Origin of the sequence: Sphingomonas yunnanensis (genome assembly GCF_019898765.1) — a bacterium.
Classification (GTDB): domain Bacteria; phylum Pseudomonadota; class Alphaproteobacteria; order Sphingomonadales; family Sphingomonadaceae; genus Sphingomonas; species Sphingomonas yunnanensis.
In genome coordinates, this window is the sequence record NZ_JAIOKB010000002.1 from 304,090 (window position 1) to 321,818 (window position 17,729).

At 70.5% G+C, this 17,729-nt stretch carries 18 protein-coding genes; 12 read left to right on the forward strand and 6 right to left on the reverse strand.

Features of this window, described 5'->3' with window-relative positions; genetic code table 11:
- Window positions 1-70: 70 nt before the first annotated feature.
- Window positions 71-244 (forward strand): hypothetical protein, encoded by a 174-nt coding sequence (locus tag K7957_RS07625; RefSeq protein ID WP_223011380.1) that lies wholly within the window; start codon window positions 71-73, stop codon window positions 242-244.
- Between the two features lie 224 nt (window positions 245-468).
- On the opposite strand, the gene K7957_RS07630 is transcribed toward K7957_RS07625, so the two are convergent.
- The 3 genes from K7957_RS07630 to K7957_RS07640 form a co-directional block, all read right to left on the reverse strand.
- Window positions 469-948: a hypothetical protein gene (locus K7957_RS07630; RefSeq protein WP_223011381.1), complete on the reverse strand. Its 480-nt coding sequence runs from the start codon at window positions 946-948 to the stop codon at window positions 469-471.
- A 38-nt stretch (window positions 949-986) separates the two neighbouring features.
- A complete protein-coding gene (locus K7957_RS07635; protein ID WP_223011382.1) occupies window positions 987-1,343 on the reverse strand; it encodes a hypothetical protein in 357 nt (118 codons plus the stop codon).
- 507 nt (window positions 1,344-1,850) lie between these two features.
- Window positions 1,851-2,360: an energy transducer TonB family protein gene (locus K7957_RS07640; RefSeq protein ID WP_223011383.1), complete on the reverse strand. Its 510-nt coding sequence runs from the start codon at window positions 2,358-2,360 to the stop codon at window positions 1,851-1,853.
- 291 nt (window positions 2,361-2,651) lie between these two features.
- Between K7957_RS07640 and K7957_RS07645 the strand changes: the two genes are divergently transcribed.
- The 10 genes from K7957_RS07645 to K7957_RS07690 all read left to right on the forward strand — a co-directional run bounded on the left by K7957_RS07645 (window position 2,652) and on the right by K7957_RS07690 (window position 13,300).
- Window positions 2,652-4,898 carry a TonB-dependent siderophore receptor gene (locus tag K7957_RS07645; RefSeq protein ID WP_223011384.1) on the forward strand — a complete coding sequence of 749 codons (2,247 nt, stop codon included), beginning with the start codon at window positions 2,652-2,654 and terminating at the stop codon, window positions 4,896-4,898.
- Window positions 4,899-5,201: 303 nt separating this feature from the next.
- On the forward strand, window positions 5,202-5,681 hold the full coding sequence (locus K7957_RS07650; RefSeq protein WP_223011385.1) for a DUF1440 domain-containing protein: 480 nt from the start codon (window positions 5,202-5,204) through the stop codon (window positions 5,679-5,681).
- Window positions 5,682-6,149: 468 nt separating this feature from the next.
- Window positions 6,150-6,986 carry a UDP-2,3-diacylglucosamine diphosphatase gene (locus K7957_RS07655; protein WP_246616896.1) on the forward strand — a complete coding sequence of 279 codons (837 nt, stop codon included), beginning with the start codon at window positions 6,150-6,152 and terminating at the stop codon, window positions 6,984-6,986.
- Between the two features lie 10 nt (window positions 6,987-6,996).
- Complete coding sequence (locus K7957_RS07660) at window positions 6,997-8,043, forward strand: glycosyltransferase family 4 protein (protein ID WP_223011387.1); 1,047 nt, start codon at window positions 6,997-6,999, stop codon at window positions 8,041-8,043.
- Window positions 8,044-8,202: 159 nt separating this feature from the next.
- On the forward strand, window positions 8,203-8,883 hold the full coding sequence (locus tag K7957_RS07665; protein ID WP_223011388.1) for a DUF1013 domain-containing protein: 681 nt from the start codon (window positions 8,203-8,205) through the stop codon (window positions 8,881-8,883).
- A gap of 546 nt (window positions 8,884-9,429) precedes the next feature.
- Entirely contained in the window at window positions 9,430-10,200 is a 771-nt protein-coding gene (locus K7957_RS07670; RefSeq protein WP_223011389.1) for a 3'-5' exonuclease, read from the forward strand.
- 130 nt (window positions 10,201-10,330) lie between these two features.
- The gene (locus K7957_RS07675; protein ID WP_223011390.1) at window positions 10,331-10,780 is read left to right on the forward strand and encodes a TM2 domain-containing protein; all 450 of its coding nucleotides are present in this window, start codon (window positions 10,331-10,333) and stop codon (window positions 10,778-10,780) included.
- A gap of 198 nt (window positions 10,781-10,978) precedes the next feature.
- A complete protein-coding gene (gene rph / locus K7957_RS07680; RefSeq protein ID WP_223011391.1) occupies window positions 10,979-11,692 on the forward strand; it encodes a ribonuclease PH in 714 nt (237 codons plus the stop codon).
- The gene (gene rdgB / locus K7957_RS07685; RefSeq protein WP_223011392.1) at window positions 11,689-12,315 is read left to right on the forward strand and encodes an RdgB/HAM1 family non-canonical purine NTP pyrophosphatase; all 627 of its coding nucleotides are present in this window, start codon (window positions 11,689-11,691) and stop codon (window positions 12,313-12,315) included. The genes rph and rdgB overlap by 4 nt, the downstream gene beginning before the upstream one ends.
- Before the next feature lie 568 nt (window positions 12,316-12,883).
- On the forward strand, window positions 12,884-13,300 hold the full coding sequence (locus K7957_RS07690; RefSeq protein ID WP_223011393.1) for a hypothetical protein: 417 nt from the start codon (window positions 12,884-12,886) through the stop codon (window positions 13,298-13,300).
- Between the two features lie 87 nt (window positions 13,301-13,387).
- Here the strand turns inward: K7957_RS07690 and K7957_RS07695 are convergent, their stop codons facing one another.
- The 3 genes from K7957_RS07695 to K7957_RS07705 form a co-directional block, all read right to left on the reverse strand.
- Window positions 13,388-15,763, reverse strand: a complete 2,376-nt coding sequence (locus tag K7957_RS07695) for a membrane-bound PQQ-dependent dehydrogenase, glucose/quinate/shikimate family (protein ID WP_223011394.1) — start codon at window positions 15,761-15,763, stop codon at window positions 13,388-13,390.
- A gap of 80 nt (window positions 15,764-15,843) precedes the next feature.
- Window positions 15,844-16,443 (reverse strand): CAP domain-containing protein, encoded by a 600-nt coding sequence (locus K7957_RS07700; protein ID WP_343228343.1) that lies wholly within the window; start codon window positions 16,441-16,443, stop codon window positions 15,844-15,846.
- A gap of 255 nt (window positions 16,444-16,698) precedes the next feature.
- Window positions 16,699-17,208: a hypothetical protein gene (locus tag K7957_RS07705; protein ID WP_223011396.1), complete on the reverse strand. Its 510-nt coding sequence runs from the start codon at window positions 17,206-17,208 to the stop codon at window positions 16,699-16,701.
- A 24-nt stretch (window positions 17,209-17,232) separates the two neighbouring features.
- On the opposite strand from K7957_RS07705, the gene K7957_RS07710 reads away from it, so the two are divergent.
- On the forward strand, window positions 17,233-17,556 hold the full coding sequence (locus tag K7957_RS07710) for a hypothetical protein (RefSeq protein WP_223011397.1): 324 nt from the start codon (window positions 17,233-17,235) through the stop codon (window positions 17,554-17,556).
- Window positions 17,557-17,729: the final 173 nt, after the last annotated feature.

Genomic DNA, 17,729 nt, shown 5'->3' on the forward strand with positions numbered 1-17,729 from the left:
TTCGCACCTTATCAATAACCTCTGTTTGTAGCGCCCTTGACGGGAGAGGCGCCGCGAGAAGAACGCAGTGGTGTTGATCACCCTGCTTAGGATCATCATAGATCACGATAACGCGCTGACCAGGAAGATGGAGATGCTCGATTTGGCGCAGCCGCTCGGCGTTCGCCAACATCGCTCCGCGGCCAACCCGACCTTCCTGCCTTTCTGCCAATTGCGTCGCGCGCGCGCAAAGCTCCTCATCTAAAAGGCCATCTCGGCGAACGAGGGACGTTCCGTGTGACTCGCCGCATAGGTTTGAAATAGGCCCTTTTGGCGGGAACATCTCGTCCCGTTTGAAGGCGTTATACTTCGGCTCTTCGATAGTCGAGTGGATCAGTCTAGCGACAGTCTCATCGTTGCCGACAGGGCCAAGAAGCCCCGCGCATCGCTGTTGGCTATCATCGTGCTCCATCCAACCGTCGTCGGCGCTCATGCGATATCGCGTAGGCTCTCAAACATCGCCATGAGATCCAAATCATCCTGATACGGCTGATCAATCTCGATCGTGTCGTGCCCGGCAACGCGGCTGTACGCGACGAGGTGGCCGTCCGCTAAAAAGGAAATGGAGGCGAAGGCCGTAGCCCTCGACCAGGTGTACGCGATCTCACCATCTCCGGAAACGGACGCGTCTGGAGGGACGATGTGAGCTGCTTTCAGCTTGCCAATCACGGTCTTGGCAGCCGCAAGGCTGGGCGCAGGCGGAGCGATTCCATGATCGCCGTCCCAATCCGCCGGCGATTTCTCCCATCTCAGCAGGTCCGTTCTCAACTCCTCCCAAGGCGGATTGATCGCGGGCACGGCAGCGGGCGCCCGCGAGGCTAGAACGAAGTTCGCCGCTGGCTTCATGGCCACCGCGGAGCCTGTGATGGTGAACGCCGTGCCCGCCGTGCAGGCGATGAACATGTTCACCGTTCTGGCGTCAGCCGAGTTGGCAGCAGTCGCGCCTGTCACGTGTTGCGGCTCCTCCGAGCGTTATCGATTATGGTGTTTATATCGCGTTGGACCATATCCAGATCAACACTCGAGTTCTGCGCGGCGGTGCCAACCAGTGCCGTTATGGCGTTGAGCACGCCGGTCGTGTTCATACGAATGCGTACCGACTCCACGACCCGCGCGTCGGCCTGCAACTGCGTCTCCGTCGGAGTGTCGCTTATTTGCATGATCGGGCGCGGTGCCGAAGCGAGGAACGACAGGTCGTAGTCGGTGCCGAGAAAGATGGCTGCGACCTGATCGGCAACCACATGACGGTAGTCGCTCAGACGCTCGATGATGATGCCTGTGCTTGGTTGCGGCTCCGTAGCCATCTGCTGACGTCCCCCGATCGAAGTAGCTCGATACATAAACGGCAGGGTTGAGAAAACCTCAAACGCGCAAATGGGGTCCCGATATCGCAGGTGCCGTCTCCCGCTCTGCGCCCCAGCCGACGGCCGCGAAGCACGTCACAGTTTTGCTGCCGATTGCTAAGACGCTGAGAGGAAAGAAGAGTTAGTGGGGTTGTTTTGCAGCGAAACCCGCGGAAAACCTAGCATCGCGGAAGCTTGGAAGGCTGCTGCACTACCATTGTGCTATTCCCGCATACCCGCGGGAAGGCGCCACGCGCTGGCTCCCCCACCGGCCGCTCCGCCCGCCGCGTGTTGGCGGCCCGGGACGGAGACGAGCGGCGTCATACCGGGCGCGGCGCAGCGGCACAAGCCGTCCGCCGCCGCCCTCGCGCCCATCAAGGAACAAGCGAGGTCGCCACGCAGCCGCCGCGCCGCTCCCTGCCCGTCGCGCCGGGCGATCGCGCGAGCAGGGAGCGGCCGGCGAGCGGCTCAGTTGGCCGCCGCGCCGACCATCACCGCCGAGGCGAGCCGCGTCGGTCCGTCGGTTCCGCGGGCGAGGCGGATCTCACGGCGCAGCGTCGCCAGCTTGTTGCGATAGTCGAGATAGTCCGAGGCGAAGATCATGTTCGCCTGGACCGTCGTCGGCGCCCCCGTCCCCCAGGAGAGCGCGGGGAGTTCGCCCAGCCGCCTGACCGCGAGCAGCGCGACTCGATCGAGCCGGCGGTTGCTCGACGAGCGCGCGAGCGTGGGAGCGGAGGGTCGGTGGCGCTCGTCCAGCGTGAAGCGTACCGACACGATACCGCCCGCCGCCGCGTCGAACCCGATCGGATCCTGTTGGCGCAGCAGCGCCGCCTCGAGCCGCCGGGTCACCGCGGCGACCCAGCGCTCGCGCGAGCGCTGATCTCCTCGGACGGTCACTTCCCCCTGCCGCGGCTGCGCCGGGGCGAGTGACGGGTACAACGCGCATATAGCCGCGATCACGATCGAATAATGCTTCATGACGATCTCCCATGCTGGATGATCGGCCAGGACGCGCGACCAGTTTCTGCGTAACATTCCAACGCCTTGGTCGAGGGTAAGCGGCGGTCGCTCGGATCCCGCCCCCGCGCCTTCATACCATGATCCGAGCGACAGCGAAAGAGGGTCCGGATCGGTCCTTTTTGGCAGGATCGGTGCCGTTTTTCCTGATGCAGGTAGAGGAGCGCCCACACGGACTGTCTGCGCGTGCTCAACAAGCTATTGATACTCGTTCGCACAAGCGATAGAGCGCCGATCAGAAGGGGTTCTCACATGCATCATCGTCTCGTCCGCGCGCTGCTCGTCGCCAGCGCGCTCTGCCCGCTCCCGGCGCTCGCCGCCGCGCCCGACTCGCCGCTCGTCGCCGCCGCGATCGACTCCGCGACCGACGCCGCCGCGGTCGACGCCGGCGCCACCGCCGATGCTCCCGACCAGCAGCAGGTCGGCGACGACGTCGTCGTCACGGGGGTGCAGACCCGCGACGTCGCCTCCTCCGCCACCAAGAGCAGCGCCCCGCTTGCGCAGACGCCGCAGTCGGTCAGCGTCGTCACCGCCGCGGACATCGCCGGGCTCGGGCTGCAGAACCTCAACCAGGCGCTGCGCTTCGTCGCCGGCGTCACGCCCGAGACGCGCGGCTCCAGCGCCGAGGTGTACGACCAGTTCAAGCTGCGCGGCTTCGACGCCGCGGTGTTCCTCGACGGGCTGCGCCAGTTCGACAGCCCGACCGGCTACGCCAATCCCCAGGTCGACGTCTCGCGGCTCGACCGGTTCGAGGTGCTCAAGGGCCCCGCCTCCGTGCTCTACGGCCAGTCCTCGCCGGGCGGCCTGGTGGCGCAGTCGAGCAAGCTGCCGGTCGACGCCCCGCTCTACGGCGCGGTCGCGGCGACCTACGGCACCTTCGACCTCTACCGGGTCGACGCCGACGTCGGCGGCCGCGCCGGGGAGAGCGTGCTGTGGCGCGTCTACGGCAGCGCCAACGGCGCGGACACGCAGCAGCGCTTCAGCCGGCGCGAGCGCCAGACCGTCTCGGGCGCGGTGACGCTCGGCGCCGGGGGTGCCACTACGCTGACGCTGCTCGGCAATTACTCGCACGATCCGGAGAATGGCGCGTACGGCGTCTTCCCCGCGCTGGGCACGCTGATCGACAATCCCAACGGCCGGATCTCGTCGCGCTTCGACGGCGGCGAGGCGGGCAACCGCTATCGCCGCGAGCAGGCGTCGGGCACCTATATCTTCCGCCACGATTTCGGCGGCGGGTGGAGCTTCCGCGCCTCGGGCCGCTACCAGAACGTCACCGCGCGGCTGGGCCTCATCTACGTCAGCGGTTCGCCCGCGGACGCGGGGCTGCGGCGCTACAACCGCGCCTCCTACGCGACCGACGAGCAGCTCGACAATTGGACCTATGACAACCAGCTGAGCGGCGCCTTCCGCACCGGCCCGGTCGAGCACCAGCTGCTGATCGGCGTCGACCGCCAGGTGGCGCACTCGACCGAGGCGTTCGCGTTCGGCAGCGCGCCCGCGCTCGACGCCTATCAGCCGGTCTATGGCACGGTCGCCACGCCGCAGACCCCCGCCGAGGTGCCCACTCCGTTCAGTGGCAGCTATGACACGCGCCAGCGCCAGCAGGGCGTGTACGCGCAGGACCAGCTCTCGCTCGGCGACCTGCGCGTGACGCTCGGCGGCCGGCAGGACTGGGCCTATGCGCGCGAGCGCACCCGGGCGGGGTCGACCCAGCGCGACGCGAAGTTCACCTGGCGCGCCGCCGCGCTCTACACGCTGCCCTTCGGGCTCGCGCCCTACGTGAGCTATTCCACCTCGTTCCAGCCGCAGGGCGGCCAGGTGCTGCGCGACGACGGCACGCTCGGCCTGCCCGATCCCTCGCTCGGCAAGCAGATCGAGGCCGGCGCCAAGTTCAGCGTGCCCGGCACGCCGATCCTGCTCAGCGCCGCCTGGTTCCGCATCGACCAGACCAACGTGCTGACCTCGACGCCCGATTTCAGCGTGTCGCGGCAGACCGGCGAGGTGCGCTCCACCGGCGTCGAGCTGGAGGGGTTCGCGCCGCTCGGCCACGGCTTCACCGTGCGCGGCGCGTTCAGCCGGCAGCGCGTGCGCGTGACGAGCGACCCGCAGGACCCGTCGCGCGTCGGCCGCGGGCTGGAGACGGTCGGGCGCGGCGGCACCTCCGTCAACCTCGACTGGACCGCGCCGGGCGGCCCCTTCACCGGGCTGACGCTGGGCGGCGCGGTGCGCCACGCCGACGAGGCCTATGCCGGGGTCTACACGCCGACGTTCGGCGAGGCCGCCGCGGGCCCGCGCAACAGCCCGGGCTACACCGTCTACGACGCGCTGGTGCGCTACGACCTCGGCGCCGCGGCGCCGGGGCTGCGCGGGCTGAGCCTCGCGGTCAACGCCGCCAACGTCTTCGACAAGAGCTATCTCACCTCCTGCTTCGCCAATTACCAATGGTGCTGGTACGGCAACCGCCGCACGGTGCAGGCGACGCTGGGATGGAAGTTCTGAGGGGCGGCGAGCACTCGATGCGCTGAGATCCTCCCCGCTCGCGGGGAGGGGGCGTGCGGGCGAGATGGTGTCCCCCGGACACCATCTTGGCTTGGCGGGGGCAAGCCAAAGCCCACGCGCCGGCCGCAGGCCGGTGGTGGAGGGGGCTCGCCGCGCGGCGCAGCGCGCGGGAGTCACTCCTTTACTAAGCGTTCCGCCAGCGGAAAGCCCCCTCCACCCCGCCGCTACGCGACGCGTGCCCTGTATCCCGCACCCGCCCCGCTCCCCCGCGCGTTGCGCTCTCCGACACGATCGGAGACCTCCATGCGCTCGCTCCTCACCACTCTCGCGATCGGCCTCGGCGCGGGGCTCGTCGCCTCGCTCGCGATGGATCAGTTCCAGGCGGCCGCCGCGCCCGCGCTGGGGCAGAGCGGCGGCCACGATGACCCCGCCACGGTCAAGGCCGCCGACAGCGTCAGCCAGCGCGTCGAGGGCCGCCCGGTGACGCAGAAGCACCGCCGGCTCGCGGGCAATGCGATGCACTATGGCGTCGGCGCCGCGCTCGGGATCGGCTATGTCGCCGCGGCCGAGCGCTGGCCCGAGACCGCCACCGGCTTCGGCCTGCCCTTCGGCGCGATGACGATGCTGCTGCTCGACGACCTGCTCGTCCCCGCCGCTGGCTGGGGGCCGTGGCCCGAGGTTGAGGCCAGGGGCAACCTCTACGCGCTCGCCTCACACCTCGTCTTCGCCGCGACGGTGGAGGGCGTCCGCCGCGGCGCCGACGCGCTGCTCGACCGCGACTGAGCGGGGGGCGGCGTGGGGAGGGGGCACGCGGGGCGGCGCGCCCGTCCCCCCATCCTGCCGTCACCCTGAGCTCGTCTCAGGATCCACCGCGCCGCGCATCCAGTCGCCGCGGCGGTCGCGGGACCGTGGATCCTTAATGAGTTCAGGATGACGCGAGAGCGGAGGAAAGCGTGGTGGCAGTACGGAAGTAGGCGCCCACGCCGCGACCATCCTCCGCCCCTCGACCGCCACATCGGGTCGCCGCGCCCCAGCGCCCCCTCGGCCTGTCGCCGAACCGTCACGGCAGCGTCACCCCGGCGTCAAGCCGCGGTGACACGCGTGTCACATGCGCGGCGTAGGACGTGTCAGCGAGGGAGGGCTGCCATGCCGACGACGGTTCACTCGATCAGCGCGCTCACCGCGGGCTTCCCGCTGGGCGACATCGCCGATCTGTTCGACGCCGACGCGCGTCCGCCCCGGCCCGAGCAGATGATCCCCGAGCACGTCACCGGCACGCGCCGCCGCTACCGCACCGTGTGGATCAGCGACGTCCATCTCGGCACGCGCGGCTGCAACGCGGACATGCTGATCGACTTCCTCGACCATGTCGACAGCGACACCATGTACCTGGTCGGCGACATCATCGACGGCTGGCAGCTCAAGAAGCGCTTCTACTGGCCCGCGGCGCACAATGACGTGATCTGGCGGCTGATGAAGCGCGCGCGCCGCGGCACGCGGATGGTCTATATCCCGGGCAACCACGACGAGATGTTCCGCCAGTTCGCCGGGCTCGACTTCGGCGGCATCCAGATCCGCCGCAAGGCGATCCACGAGACCGCGGACGGCCGCCGCCTGCTGGTGCTCCACGGCGACGAGTTCGACGCGATCACCTTGTCGCACCGCTGGCTCGCGCATGTCGGCGACGCCGCCTATACGATGCTGATGGCGCTCAACCGCTGGGTCAGCGCGGTGCGGCGGCGCTGGGGCATGCCCTATTGGTCGCTGAGCAAGCACGCCAAGGCAAAGGTGAAGAATGCGGTGGCCTTCATCTCGCGCTTCGAGGAGATCGTCGCCGAGGCGGCGGGTAGCCGCGGCGTCCAGGGCGTGGTGTGCGGCCATATCCACACCGCCGAGATGCGCGAGATCGCGGGCGTGACCTATTACAACGACGGCGACTGGGTCGAGGGCTGCACCGCGCTGGTCGAGCATCACGACGGGCGGATGGAGATCCTCGACTGGGGCGAGGAGATGCGCCGTCGCGACGCGCCGGCTCCGGCGATCGCGCTCGCCGCCCCGGTGCCCGCGCGCGCGGCGCTCGCCGCCTGAGCCGCGCGCGATGCGCATCGCGATCGTCACCGATGCCTGGGCGCCGCAGGTCAACGGCGTGGTGCGCACGCTGGAGGCGGTGATCGCCGAGCTGCGCGCGGGCGGGCATGAGGCGCTGGTGGTCTCGCCCAGCGACGCGCCGTCGCTGCCCTGCCCGACCTATCCCGAGATCCGGCTCGCGCTGATGACGCCCGCCGCGGTGGGGCGGCGGATCGCGGCGTTCGGTGCCGAGGCGGTGCATATCGCCACCGAGGGGCCGCTCGGCCTGTCGGCGCGGCGCTGGTGCCGCGCCCGCGGCCTGCCCTTCACCACCGCCTATCACACGCAGTTCCCGGACTATGTCGCGGCGCGCACCGGCGCCGATCCGGAGTGGGTGTGGCGCTACGTGCGCTGGTTCCACGCGCCCGCGGCCGCGGTGCTAGCCTCCACCGCCACGATCGAGCGCACGCTGCGCGCGCACGGCCTGCCGCGGCTCAGGCGCTGGGGTCGCGGCGTCGCGCCGGCCTTCCGGCCCGAGGGCGAGGTGGAGCCGCGGATGGCGGCGGCGCGCGCGGCCGTCGAGGGGGGCGGCGGCGCGCCGGTGCTGCTCCACGTCGGCCGCGTCGCGGTGGAGAAGAACATCGAGGCCTTCCTCGCCGCCGACGTGCCCGGCACCAAGGTGGTCGTCGGCGACGGCCCCGCGCGCGCCGCGCTCGAGCGCCGCTTCCCCGCCGCTCTGTTCCTCGGCGCGCTGTTCGGCGACGATCTCGCCGCCGCCTATCGCGCCGCCGACGTGCTGGTCTTCCCGAGCCGCACCGACACGTTCGGGCTGGTGATGATCGAGGCGCTGGCGTGCGGCACGCCGGTGGCGGCCTATCCGGTGCCCGGCCCGGTCGACGTGCTGACCCCCGCCACCGGCGCGATGGCGGAGCGGCTCGAGGACGCAATCGCGCGCGCGCTGACACTCGACCGCGCCACCTGCGCCGCGGCGGGGGCGGGCTTCACCTGGGCGGCGAGCGCGCGCCAGTTCCTCGACGCGCTCGCGCCGTTCGGGGCGGCGCTGCGGATGGTGGCGTAGGGGGACTCAGATCCTCCCCGGCACGCGGAGGATCTTCCGCCCTCGCGCGCCCACCCCCTCCACGCCCGCTTGCCCTCGCGCGCGCCAGGCACTAAGTCGTTCGGCAACAGGCGGCCGCTCCGGGAAGGGGCGGCCCTTTGCATTTATGGAGTATCCCGCATGGCCCAGCCGCTCATGCCCCACGCCACCGCTTCCTGGCTGGTCGACAATACCTCGCTCTCGTTCGAGCAGATCGCCGACTTCTGCGGGCTGCACATCCTCGAGGTTCAGGCGATCGCGGACGACACCGCCGCCACCAAGCTGACCGGGCGCGACCCCGTTCGCGCGCACGAGGTGACGCAGGAGGAGATCGACAAGGCGCAGGCCAGCCCCGCCTATCGCATGAAGATGACCAAGGGTCCCGACCAGGTGCGCCGCACCAAGGGGCCGCGCTACACGCCCGTCAGCAAGCGCCAGGACAAGCCCGACGGCATCGCCTGGATCATCCGCAACCACCCCGAGATCACCGACGGCGCGATCAGCAACCTGATCGGCACCACGCGCACCACGATCGCCGCGATCCGCGACCGCAGCCACTGGAACATCGGCAACATCACGCCGAAGGACCCGGTGACGCTCGGCCTCACCACGCAGCGCGAGCTCGACTCGGCGGTGGCCAAGGCGGCCAAGGCGGCAGGGATCGAGCAGCAGGCCAATGACCCGCGGCTCGACGGCGACCGCGAGGCGCTGATCGCCTCGCTCCGCGCCGAGCGCGAGCAGGCCGCGCGCGACGCCGAGGCGGCCGAGGCGGGCGAGCTGCGCGGCCCGGTCTCGCCGTTCGAGGATCCGTTCCGGCGCTGAGCCGAGCGCGGTGGCGGGGGCGGTGATCCGCGATGGTGCGCCCCTGGACCCGGCCTCCCACCAGTGGTCGCTCGGCGCTCCCCTCTCCTCCCGCCTGCCGTCATCCTGAACTCGTCTCAGGATCCACGTGTCGGGCCGCACCTCTCGGCCATGAGAGGACGCGGCGCCGCGGCGCGAACACCGTCGGCTCGCGGCACCTGGCCCCGTCAGCGGCGGAGCGATCGTCACGCGGCGCGGTGGATCCTGAGACAAGCTCAGGATGACGCCGGTGGATGAGGCAGTGCGCACCGGCGACCGCTGGCGCCAGCTGAGCAGCCAGACGGCACGATGCGCACGCGCACGCCCGGTGGAGAACGGCAGCACGCACCGGCGAGCGCCCGCTTGGCGCGACAGGGCAGCGCACACCGGCCGCACTCGCGCCCGTCGGGGAAGGGCGGTGCGCACGGGCATGTCGCACCGTCTCCGCTCCCAGCCCCCGTCGCCCGCTTGCCCGGCCCTCACCCCGCGCTGGCATTCCCTCCGCCGCGGCCCCACATAGCGCGGCACATGAGCTACGCCCGTCGCCCGCAGCCGCAGATCGTCCGCGTCATCGACCTCGAGACCACCGGCTCGGCCCCGCCCGCGCACGCGGTGTGCGAGGTCGGCTGGCAGGACGTCGCGCTCGGCGTCGACGGACGGTGGGAGCTGTACGGCGAGGGCGGCAACATTCTCGTCAACCCGGGCCGGCCGATGCCCGCGATCACCCAGGCGATCCACCATATCCGCGACGAGGACGTCGCCGACGCGCCGTGGTGGCACGACGTCGCGCGCCAGGTGCTCGATCCCTATCCGCGCCGGGTCGCGCTCGCCGCGCATCGCTCGGCCTTCGAGGAGCAGTTCTGCACTCCCGCGCTGACCCACGGCGCCGACTGGATCTGCACCTGGAAGTGCGCGCTGCGGCTGTGGCCCGACAGCCCCAGCTTCTCCAACCAGGTGCTGCGCTACTGGCGCAAGCCCGCCGGGCTGGAGCATGAGCGCGGCCTGCCCGCGCATCGCGCCTTCCCCGACGCCTATGTCACCGCGCATCATCTGCGCGACCAGCTCAACGAGGCCTCGGTGGCGCAGCTGATCCAGTGGACCAGCGAGCCCGGGCTGCTGCCGCGCGTCCGCTACGGCCCCGACCGCGGCAAGGAGTGGCGCGAGATCGAGGAGGAGAGCCTGGTCAAGTTCCTCACCGACCGCGACCCCGACGTGCGCTACACCGCCGAGACCGAGATGGCGCGGCGCCGCGGCGGCGGCCATGTCGGGCGGATGACGCCGCAGGAACTGCTGCTCTAGGGTGACATCCTCGCCTCTGCCGGTGCTCCCGCGCAGGCGGGCGCACGGCGGCCAGAATGGTCGCCTCTGCCGCACCCTTGCCTTTCGCGCACGGCTGCGGGAACACCGGCGCGACACGACGGAGCCACGGATGCGCGGACAGATACTCGGGGTCGACGTACGCAGCGGCGACGGGCTGGTCGCGGGCGAGGACGGCGAACGCTACACCTTCTCGCCCGAGGACTGGGCGCAGCACGGCGAGCCGATGCGCGGGCAGCTGGTCGATTTCGAGGCGGCGGCGGGGCGCGCGCGCAACGTCTTCCCGGTGCCGGTCGCGCCTGCCGCCACGGCGCTGCCCGCCCCCGCCGCGTCGGTGCCGACCACCGACCGCAGCAAGTATATCGCCGCGGTACTGGCTTTCCTGTTCGGCATCTTCGGCATCCACCGTTTCTATCTCGGCCGGGTCACCTCGGGGATCGTGATGGCGGTGCTGACCTTCACCGTGATCGGCGCGCTGGTGACGGTGCCGCTATCGATCGTCGACATGGTGCGCTACCTCGTGATGTCCGACCGCGACTTCGCGGCGCGCTACGGGCGATAGGGTGGAGGAGCGCAGATCCCCCTCCCCTTCAGGGGAGAGTCGGGGTGGGGCGCTTCCTCAAGTGGAGCGTGCGCGGCGAGGCCCCATCCCAGCCCTCCCTGAAGGGCAGGGAGTCCCCCCCCTTCTCCCCCGCAACCCGCTGGCGCCGCGGCGGCAACGCGGCTAGGGCCGGCACCGTCCGAGCTTGAGGAGAGTTTCATGCGCCCCAGCGGCCGCACCCCCGACCAGATGCGCGCGATCACGATCGAGCCGCGCTTCACGCGCCACGCCGAGGGATCGGTGCTGATCGGCTTCGGCGACACCAAGGTGCTGGTCACCGCCTCGATCGAGGAGCGCGTGCCGCCCTTCCTGCGCGGCAAGGGCCAGGGCTGGGTCACCGCCGAGTACGGCATGCTCCCGCGCGCCACGCACACGCGCAGCAGCCGCGAGGCTGCCAAGGGCAAGCAGTCGGGCCGCACCCAGGAGATCCAGCGGCTGATCGGCCGCAGCTTGCGCGCCGTGGTCGACATGACGCTGCTCGGCGAGCGCCAGATCACGCTCGACTGCGACGTGATCCAGGCCGACGGCGGGACGCGCACCGCCTCGATCTCGGGCGCCTGGGTGGCGCTGCGGCTCGCGGTCGACGCGCTGCTCAAGGACGGCAAGCTCGCCGCCGACCCGATCCGCCAGAAGGTGGCGGCGGTGTCGTGCGGCATCTACCAGGGCAACCCCGTGCTCGACCTCGACTATGACGAGGATTCGAACGCCGACGCCGACGCCAATTTCGTGCTGCTCGAGAACGGCCATATCGCCGAGGCGCAGGCCACCGCCGAGCACGCCACCTACGACGAGGAGGCGCTGCTCCGCCTGCTGCGGCTGGCGCGGATCGGCTGCACCGACATCTTCGCCGCGCAGGCGAAGGCGGTCGCGTGAGCGGCGAGGGGAAGGATCCGCAGGCGATCCGCAAGCTCGCCCCGGGCAAGCTGGTGATCGCCAGCCACAACCAGGGCAAGGTGCGCGAGATCGCAGCCCTGCTCGACGGGCGCGGGCTCGACGTCGTGTCCGCGGGCGAGCTCGACCTCCCCGAGCCCGAGGAGACCGGCACCACCTTCGTGATGAACGCCGAGCTCAAGGCGCGCGCCGCGGCGGACCTGTCGGGCCTGCCCGCTTTGGCCGATGACAGCGGGCTGTGCGTCGACGCGTTGAATGGCGACCCCGGCATCTTCTCGGCGCGCTGGGGCGGCGAGACCAAGGACTTCGGCCACGCGATGCGGCTGGTCGAGGACAAGCTCGCCGCGCTGCCCGAGGCGCCGCGCACCGCGCATTTCGTCTGCGCGCTGGCGCTGGCCTGGCCCGACGGCCATGTCGAATGGTTCGAGGGTCGCGTCGACGGGACGCTGGTGTGGCCGCCGCGCGGCGACAAGGGCCATGGCTACGACCCGGTGTTCCGGCCCGACGGCCACGACGTCACCTTCGGCGAGATGGACGAGCCCGCCAAGAACGAGATCAGCCATCGCGGCGACGCCTTCCGGCAGCTGGTCGCGGCGGTGTTCTGAGGGGCGTGGAGGCCCGCGAGGCCGCGTGACGAGAGGGAACGCCCGGCGGCTCCGCGCTTTCGATCTCCCACACCTCTCATCGCGTCACTGGAAAGATGATGACGAGTCGCGGGCTCGACTGAGCCGCTGACCCGCGTTGGCAATCGCGCGCGACCCGTCGATTGCTTTGTTAGACAATGTTGCTCAGATGTTCTCGTCGCCTTCATGACGGAGCGACACGATGAACATGCCGCGGGCCTATCTACCGGCAGATCTGGATCCGGCAGAACGCCGACGTCTATTCGCGACTTGGCTGCGCACCGGGACGTTGCCGACATGGCGCGACGATGGCGTCGAGTTGAAGTTCAACCCTTGGCACGACCCCCGCGACGGACGGTTCACCTCGGGATCCCAGGTCGGCGGCCCGCAGCTCGCTAGCTCGCCGCGCAAGCGGGTCTTCACCGGACACGGCGGCAGCTTCGCCTGCGTTCGACGGTAGCTCCGTCCGACCCTCGGCAATAGATGTATTCTGGAAGGTGGATGGTTCCGAGAACAGCGTGAAATTCAGGGATCGATCAAGGAAACAACGATGGGCGACGAGAACGTACCTATTCTAAACGGGATAGGAAATCTCCTCGCAGAGGACGGAGACTATCCGCTCGATAACACTCTTCTATATGCCGAGGTGGACGAAGGGTACGTCGCTCCGTCAATCCACAAGGACCTCGGCAATCACATTCTCTACCGTCCGCCAGAACTCGATCGGCTCGGCGACGCATTGCTTGACCTGTGGGAGGCGCAGCCATCCGATGATCGCTGGGCTGCGATCGAGTACCTCGTTCGCGACGGGCGCTTCGAGGCGACGTACATCTACCCGGACGCGATCGACCCTGAAGAATTGTTGCTAGACCGCGTGCAGCGCGTGGTCCGGAAATTTTTCGGTGACAAGCCCATCCTCTATCCTCCGTGGCCGCCCGACGATGATGCGGCTCACTTCACGCTCTGACCCCTGCGCGCGGCGCGCGGTGAGGTGACGATGCCGACGGCTGGGAGGCGAGAAGGGGCAGAGGGATGCCCCGCTCCTCCCGTCCCCTCACGTCCGCGGCAGCGCGTACGCCAGCGTATAGTCCCCGTACCGCGTTCCCAGCGCGCCGTGCCCGCCCGCGGTGATCACGACATATTGCCGCCCGTCGCGCCCGCGATAGGTCATCGGCGTCGCCTGCGCCCCCGCGGGCAGCCGCGCCTTCCACACCACCTTGCCGGTGCTGAGATCGAAGGCGCGCAGATACTGGTCGGTGGTGGCGCCGATGAAGGCCAGCCCGCCCGCGGTGATGATCGAGCCGCCGAGGTTGGGCACGCCGGTCTTGAGCGGCACGCCGAGGTGCGAGCCGAACAGCCCGGTGTCGCGCGCGGTGCCCAGCACCTCGCGCCACAGCACCTTGCGCGTGCCGAGGTCGACCGCGGTGAGATGCCCCCACGGCGGCGCGACGCAGGGCGCGCCGAAGACGCCGACCCACGCCTTCACCACCGCGACATAGGGCGTGTTATATTGCGTCTGCAGCTGTGCCTGCATCGCGTTCTCGCCGCCCTGCTTCTGCTTCATCAGCGCCGCCGCGCGCGGGTCGTCGCGCCGCATCAGCCACAGCTTGAACGGCATCTCCATCGTGTTGACCGTCATCACCCCGCGCACCGGGTCGACCGCCGCGCCGCCCCAGTCGGTGACGCCGTCGAACGCCGGGTGGCCGATGATCGGCCTGAGCCCCATCGGCTGGTAGATGCCGGTGCCCTGCGCGCGGCGGATGTCGATGCGGCAGAAGAGCTGGTCGATCGGCGTCGCGCCCCAGGTCGCCACCTCGGTCGGCGCAGGCGGGGTGAAGCTCGGCATGCCGGTCGAGAAGGGCTGGGTCGGCGAGACGCGCACGCCCGGCGTCGCGCCGTCGGTGCGCACCTTGTGCTCGATGATCGCGGCGATCGGTGCGCCGGTCAGCCGGTTGAGGAAGAACACCTGGCCCATCTTGGTGGTCTGGATCAGCGCCGGGATCACCTGCCCGTTCGACGCGCGATAGTCGAACAGCGACGGGCCGATCGGCAGGTCCATGTCCCACATGTCGCGGTGGACCAGCTGGCGCACCCAGCGCAGCTTGCCGGTCTGCGCCTCCAGCGCGACGATCGCGCTGCCGAAGCGGTCGTCGAACGGGCGGCGGTAGCCGATCCAGTAATCGGGCGAGGCGTTGCCGGTGCCGAGATAGACCAAGCCGTTGTCGGGGTCGGCGGTGATCGCCCCCCAGACGTTGGGCGTGCCGCGGGTATAGACCTGCCCCGCGGGCAGCGGAGGTATCGCGTCGGCCGAGCGGCCGACGTCCCATGCCCAGACCGGCGCGCCCGACACCGGGTCATAGGCGCGCACCACGCCCGAGGGAATGTCGCGGTTGACGTTGTCGGTGATGCGCTCGCCGATGATCAGCCGGCCGTTGACCACGACGGGCGGCGTGGTGCCGATCTGGTCGGACGGCTTCGACACGCCCATGTTGGCGCGCAGGTCGATCGCGCCGCCCTGGCCGAAGCTCGGGCACGGGCGGCCGGTGTCGGCGTCGAGCGCGACCAGCCGCGCGTCGAACGTCGGCGCGAAGATCCGCCTCGGGCAGGCCGTGCCCGCGGGCGCCTCGAAATAGGTGACGCCGCGGCAGACGAGATAATTGTTGCCCTCGACCTTGGCGGCCTCGTGCCAGCTCCACTTGGTCTGACCCGTGGTGGCGTCGATCGCCTGGACGAAGGAGTGCGGCGTGCAGGTGTAGAGCGTGTCGCCGATGTGGATCGGGGTCGATTCGGAATGATATTCGCGTTTGTGCTCGGTCGCCTCGGCGGGCATCGGCAGGTCGCCGGTGCGCTGCGTCCAGGCGAGCTGGAGCTGGGCGACATTCTGCGGCGTGATGTCCGCCAGCGCCGAGTAGCGCCGCCCCGCGGGGGTACCGCCATAGTCGCGCCAATCGGCGTCGGCCACGCCGGTCGGCGCCGCGGCCAGCGCCGGGCGCGGCGCGGCGCCTGGGGCTGCCCCCTGCGCGGCGACATCCTGGTGGCCCAGCATCAGCCCGAGCCCCGCCAGCGCGGCGACGCCGGCCGCCACCGCCGGCACCGCCCGCGACCGCGCGCGCGGCCCGCGCCGCCAGCCGGTCAGCAGCACTAGCGCGAGCAGCACGGTCGGCGCGACCAGGCGCGGGATCAGCTGCAGCCCGTCGAGCCCGACCTCCCACAGCGCCCACAGCAGCGTGCCGGCCCATACCGCGACGTACAGCCAGCGCCCGGCGGGGTGCCCGCGCCCGAGCAGCGCCCCGCTCGCCACCATCGCGACCCCGGCGACGACGTAGTAGGGCGAGCCGCCGAGCGACGCGAGCACACCGCCGGCGACCGCGAAGAAACCGCCGAGGGTCGCGATGACCCACGCCAATGCCACCGTGAGCAGCCGTCCCATATTCCGCTTCCCCATTGATCTAGGGCAGCAACGCGGCGGCGGCCGGAAAGTAACGCGATGTTGCCGGCGGCCGCGCGCCCTCAGTAAGCGGTCTCGCCGATCGCCTCGCCCGCGGGGGCGTAGCGGCAGACGAGCACGTCGTCGCGTCGCCCCGCCGCCAGCGCGCAGCCGAGCCGCGCGGTAGCGCGCCACACGATCTGCGCGTAATGCACCGCGTCCTGCCAGCGCCCGGTGCGGCTGAAGCGCGGCGAGGGCGCGTTGACATAGGCGCCGCGCTCGTCGAGCCACCAGCGCACCATCTCGGCATAGGCATAGGCGTCGCGCGTGCCGGCGAAGAGGTTCTCGCCCTGGCGCTGGCGGCCCTGCGGCTGGGCGGCATGGGCGAAGCGGCCGGTGCGCGCCAGCTCGCGCGCATAGCCCTCGGCGGCGCGCGCGAGCGTCTCGTCCCAGGCGAGCGGCGGCAGCGCCAGCTCGGCGCGCGCGCGATTGTGCTCGTCCAGCATCGCCTGGCGCAGCAGCGCCGACCCGCGCGGCGCCGGATCGATCCGCTGCCGCCACTCGGTCGCCCCGCCGCGCGGCGGCGGCCCGAGCCGCGACGGCTCGGCCTGGGCGGGAAGGTCGGCGGAGGAGCGCGCGAGCAGGGCGGCGGCGAGCAGGACGAATGTTCGTTGCGGGGACACAACGGGCGCTCCTAGCGCCCGCGACTCGCGGCGCAATGCGGAGTCGAGTCGGGACGGGACGCGGGGCTGTGCTAGAGTGGGACGGGGGCGATCGGCGGTAGAGGCCCTCGCCTCCTGCGCGCGGGAGTTCGGCGGTCGCGCGACCGCCGCGCCTTCTCTCCGCGCCTATCCACCCGCGACCGCCCGCCCCTCCTGCCCGCGCCTTCAGGGGCTCGCCGACGTCGGAGGTTCACCGGCGCTCTCGCGCGAAGATCATCACCCGATCAGTCGCGGCACGGAGACTCGGGGCGGGAGCCCGGCGCGTGCGCGGCGCAGCGTCGCGGGCGCCTCCACCGGCGGGGCCGCGCCGGCGAGCGCCTCCAGCAGCGTGACGTCGCGCGGGATCGCGCGGACGGCATCGGCGTCGCTGGTGTAATCGGGCGCGATCACGTCGATGGCCGCGATCAGCTCGACTCGGGACCCCGGCGGCAGCGCGTGCAGCGTCGCCGCGAGCCGCCGCATCCCCTCGTCGTCGGCGCCGGGCTCGATCTCCTCGGCGAAGGCGTTCTCAAGGATGAGGGTGGAGACCGACACGACATGGGCCGCCACCGCGATGGGAGAGATACCAGTGGGCTCGCAGGTCGCGCGCTGGCGGACGACATTCGCCCCAATCCGTGGCGGTAGCTCCGATCGGTCCGGTAGCCCATGACTCTCCGATACGTCGCGGACGATCGAGGCCTTCTCGCCGTCTAGCGTGTCGGCGACGACATCGAACGCTGCGATCAAGGCAGGCAGATGTTCCAATCCCACATGGTCAAGCGCATCTCCGATATATTCGCCTATCCCGACGTTTGCATCGAGATCACGCAGTTCTTCGTGGGTCTGCCCGATGAAGATGTAGGCCGCCGCGTATATTCGGGCGAGATCCACTGTCGTCGTGGTTTCACGGTCCTCACGCTGATCCTCCTCGTTCCATTTCTCTTTATCATTCTCCTCGCGATCGCTGCACGCTTAGCACCCTTCACCTCCCACACGGCGATCCGGCGGTGCTCCTCCAGCGCCTGCGCCTGCCATGCCATCTGCCCGCGTGAACCGGCCCGATCCTGCAGTTTCAGCTTACGCTCGATCATATAGGCGCCATCGATGCCATCGAACGTGACCGGCCGAACCTCGCCGTTCGGCATGGTTCGAGTCAGCGCGGGTGCCTGGCCGGGCCGAGCGCCGGCGGCACCCAGTGGGACATGCTCATGTGCGTCGTCGGGGCGTCAGCCGCTTGGCCACACCATCGGGCGTGCATGATCGACCTC

What these genes read in the sequence shown, in the direction of transcription:
- rph (WP_223011391.1), top strand. Translation starts at nt 10,979, where the DNA reads ATGCGCCCCAGCGGCCGCACCCCCGACCAGATGCGCGCGATCACGATC.
- K7957_RS07675 (WP_223011390.1), top strand. Translation starts at nt 10,331, where the DNA reads ATGCGCGGACAGATACTCGGGGTCGACGTACGCAGCGGCGACGGGCTG.
- K7957_RS07665 (WP_223011388.1), top strand. Translation starts at nt 8,203, where the DNA reads ATGGCCCAGCCGCTCATGCCCCACGCCACCGCTTCCTGGCTGGTCGAC.
- K7957_RS07660 (WP_223011387.1), top strand. Translation starts at nt 6,997, where the DNA reads ATGCGCATCGCGATCGTCACCGATGCCTGGGCGCCGCAGGTCAACGGC.
- K7957_RS07710 (WP_223011397.1), top strand. Translation starts at nt 17,233, where the DNA reads ATGGTCAAGCGCATCTCCGATATATTCGCCTATCCCGACGTTTGCATC.
- K7957_RS07655 (WP_246616896.1), top strand. Translation starts at nt 6,150, where the DNA reads ATGATCCCCGAGCACGTCACCGGCACGCGCCGCCGCTACCGCACCGTG.
- K7957_RS07650 (WP_223011385.1), top strand. Translation starts at nt 5,202, where the DNA reads ATGCGCTCGCTCCTCACCACTCTCGCGATCGGCCTCGGCGCGGGGCTC.
- K7957_RS07690 (WP_223011393.1), top strand. Translation starts at nt 12,884, where the DNA reads ATGGGCGACGAGAACGTACCTATTCTAAACGGGATAGGAAATCTCCTC.
- K7957_RS07645 (WP_223011384.1), top strand. Translation starts at nt 2,652, where the DNA reads ATGCATCATCGTCTCGTCCGCGCGCTGCTCGTCGCCAGCGCGCTCTGC.
- K7957_RS07635 (WP_223011382.1), bottom strand. Translation starts at nt 1,343, where the DNA reads ATGGCTACGGAGCCGCAACCAAGCACAGGCATCATCATCGAGCGTCTG.
- K7957_RS07670 (WP_223011389.1), top strand. Translation starts at nt 9,430, where the DNA reads ATGAGCTACGCCCGTCGCCCGCAGCCGCAGATCGTCCGCGTCATCGAC.
- K7957_RS07695 (WP_223011394.1), bottom strand. Translation starts at nt 15,763, where the DNA reads ATGGGACGGCTGCTCACGGTGGCATTGGCGTGGGTCATCGCGACCCTC.
- K7957_RS07640 (WP_223011383.1), bottom strand. Translation starts at nt 2,360, where the DNA reads ATGAAGCATTATTCGATCGTGATCGCGGCTATATGCGCGTTGTACCCG.